The organism is Bacillus sp. P4_D3, from assembly GCF_056401855.1.
Genome location: NZ_JBFUIN010001300.1, coordinates 1 through 571 on the forward strand (window position 1 = coordinate 1; position 571 = coordinate 571).

Annotated in this window: 1 protein-coding gene; it reads right to left on the bottom strand. The window is 34.2% G+C overall.

Translation table 11 applies throughout. The features are described from left to right. Positions 1–225: 225 nt before the first annotated feature. The coding region (locus AC1DTM_RS30940) for a glycosyltransferase (RefSeq protein WP_477001757.1) at positions 226–571 on the bottom strand (346 nt) is incomplete at its 5' end.

Genomic DNA, 571 nt, shown 5'->3' on the forward strand with positions numbered 1-571 from the left:
ATAACCTCCATCATATTATAAGGTAATCTTTCCTTACTACTTCTGCTTAACTTTTCTACTGTTAAATCTATTACACCTTGCTGCGCAAGTAAAACAAACCCCGCAGTTAAATGATACAGATGAAGCGGGATTTCTCCTATCCTAAGATTACATGAAACTTTAGACATAAATGCGCTCCTTTTTAATTCTTAATAACGTGATTTACAAACTTAAAATCAACATTAATTAAGAAATATTAAGATAAAAATTCTCAATCCACGTTGCGGACTCTGTTATATCATATCCTCCCTTTTTAACCAATTCCTGAGCATTTTGTATGCGTTTGTTAACCTTTAAAATCTCTTTTGCCCACACAACCGGAAAACTATTTATACTTTGAAAATCCGTCAAACCAGTATTCAAATCTACTTCCTTCGTAATTGCGTCTGATATTATACAAGGTAACCCAGCTCCTTGTGCTTCTATGAGCGTAACAGGTAAACCTTCATGATGGGATGGAAATACAAATACATCGAACGCCTGTAATATCCGTTCAATATCACTACGTACTCCAAGAAGTCTTATATTATTC